Origin of the sequence: Pseudomonas sp. 43NM1 (genome assembly GCF_002836905.1) — a bacterium.
GTDB classification, from domain to species: domain Bacteria; phylum Pseudomonadota; class Gammaproteobacteria; order Pseudomonadales; family Pseudomonadaceae; genus Aquipseudomonas; species Aquipseudomonas prosekii.
Genome location: NZ_MKGS01000103.1, coordinates 1 through 2,311 on the forward strand (window position 1 = coordinate 1; position 2,311 = coordinate 2,311).

The 2,311-nt window shown below is 59.2% G+C and carries 1 protein-coding gene and 1 pseudogene; both read left to right on the forward strand.

What is annotated here, in order from left to right:
* The first annotated feature begins 634 nt into the window (after positions 1–634).
* Positions 635–1,390 carry an endonuclease/exonuclease/phosphatase family protein gene (locus BI292_RS10020; RefSeq protein ID WP_101207785.1) on the forward strand — a complete coding sequence of 252 codons (756 nt, stop codon included), beginning with the start codon at positions 635–637 and terminating at the stop codon, positions 1,388–1,390.
* 401 nt (positions 1,391–1,791) lie between these two features.
* A pseudogene (locus BI292_RS10025) lies at positions 1,792–2,311 on the forward strand (autotransporter outer membrane beta-barrel domain-containing protein); the annotation flags it as partial.

Sequence of the window (2,311 nt, forward strand, 5' to 3'; positions counted from 1 at the left end):
CCCCTGTAGGAGCTGAGCTTGCTCGCGAAGGCGGTTTGCCAGTTAAAAATGATGGTGTCTGACCCACCGCTTTCGCGAGCAAGCTCAGCTCCTACAGGGGTTCAGCGCCGGACGCAAAATCCCGCGTCCAACACAAATCAACTGTGGGAGCGGAGCTTGCTCGCGATGGCGGTCTGCCAGTTAAAAATGATGGTGACTGACCCACCGCTTTCGCGAGCAAGCTCAGCTCCTACAAGGGTTCAGCGTCGGACGCAAAATCCCGCGTCCAACACAAATCACCTGTAGGAGTGAGCCTGCTCGCGATGGCGGTTTGCCAGATGAAAATTGTGGTGACTGACCCACCGCTTTCGCGAGCAAGCTCAGCTCCTACAGGGGTTCGGCGTCAGGTACAAAATCTGCGCCCCACTGCAGATCACCTGTGGGAGCGAGCTCGCTCGCGATGGCGGTCTGCCAGATGAAAATTGTGGTGACTGACCCACCGCCATCGCGAGCAAGCTCAGCCCCGACCACACAATGGGATGTGCAATCGCGCTGAACTGCCTGCTTTCGTATCAGTCGCATATTTATGCAGCCTGGATTCAGAGGAGCCAACGTGACCAGCCACTCAGAACACCGCACGCTCGAAACTGCGCCAATGGACTCGACGACGGTTCATCGGTTGCGGGTGTTGACGGTTAATACGCACAAGGGTTTTACCGCGCTCAATCGGCGCTTCATCCTTCCGGAATTGCGCGAAGCGGTGCGCAGCACTTCGGCGGATCTGGTGTTTTTGCAGGAGGTGGTCGGCGAGCACGAACGCCATTCAAACCGCTACAACGAATGGCCACAGATGTCGCAATACGAATTCCTCGCCGACAGCATGTGGAGTGATTTCGCCTACGGCCGCAACGCGGTCTACCCCGATGGCCATCACGGCAACGCGCTGCTGTCGAAATACCCGATCCGCGAATTCCGCAACCTCGACGTCTCGATCACCGGCCCCGAGCGCCGGGGTTTATTGCATTGCATACTCGACGTCCCCGGCCATGCCGAAGTCCACGCGATTTGCGTGCACTTGAGCCTGCTCGAAAGCCATCGCCAATTGCAGCTTCAGCTGCTTTGCCAATTGCTCGAATCCCTGCCCGACGACGCTCCGGTGATCATCGCCGGCGATTTCAACGACTGGCAGTTGCAAGGCAACGCCGCCCTCGCCCGGCGCAATTACCTGCACGAAGCTTTCGAGCGTCATCAGGGTCGCCCGGCGAAAACCTACCCGGCGCGTTTCCCGTTGCTGCGCCTCGACCGCATCTACTTGCGTAACGCCAGCAGCCACAACCCGCAAATCCTCGGCAACCGACCTTGGACGCACCTGTCTGACCATCTGCCGCTGGCAGTCGAAGTGCATATTTAACCCGCCTCGAAGTTGCCAGAAACGACAGCAAGCGATAAAAACCACCTCCAGCGCTGACGGCCGGCTCATCAGGAATCGGCCGTTAGCGACCTATCCAAACCTGCCCTTCCCGCCACGACTTGATGATTTTTTGTACAAACAATCACTTAAGCACGTACTGGATTTCAGACAGTTACGATCATCAAAATTGCCCGACCATTTATCGGCCATTTTCTTGACGCAGCGCCGCCGGTCTTCTTAGCTACACCTTACTACCCCCGGAAATACCACCTGGGGCAAACCTGCAGACACCCGCGAACACGGGCGGCTACAGGCTTGCCTCACTCCATTCGGTCGCCCCTCATTCGGGGTAGGAGAGACGCCAGAGCGAGAAACGGCATGCGTTTGCAAGGTAGACCTCCATGAAAACTTCATTCACCCCTCAAGAGATCAAAATCACCTTTTGCACAGTCTCGAGTTCGCTCCTGCTGTGTTCGACCATGGAAGTGCCGGCCGAGCCCGCGGAGGACGAGGCTGCTCCCTGGTATCGCCAGGAGGTGCCGAGCATGACCTTGCCCGCCGTCGCCGCCACCTACCCTGGACGCTTTGCCGTCCACCCTGATTTGCGCAGTTCACGCCTGACCACCGAGGACGCCGCCCCGGCCCTGTGGGACCAACTCTACGGTCAGGCTTCACGCCAGGCGCAAAGCGACTTTCAGTCCGCAAGTTTTGCGACGCCCGGCACCGACACCTTCAAAGGCCCGGCGCTGCTGACCCTGCAAAGTGGCAGCGGTCATGTGCAGCGAGTCGGCCTGGTCGGCGGCCTCAGTCAATTTCAGGGCAACGGCAGCGGCGTGCTGACCCGTCGCGCCATGGCTGACCCGAATACCGACACCCTCAGCCTGCAAGGCCAGAGCCTCGGCGCTTATTGGAGCCTGACCG

What these genes read in the sequence shown, in the direction of transcription:
- BI292_RS10020 (WP_101207785.1), top strand. Translation starts at nt 635, where the DNA reads ATGGACTCGACGACGGTTCATCGGTTGCGGGTGTTGACGGTTAATACG.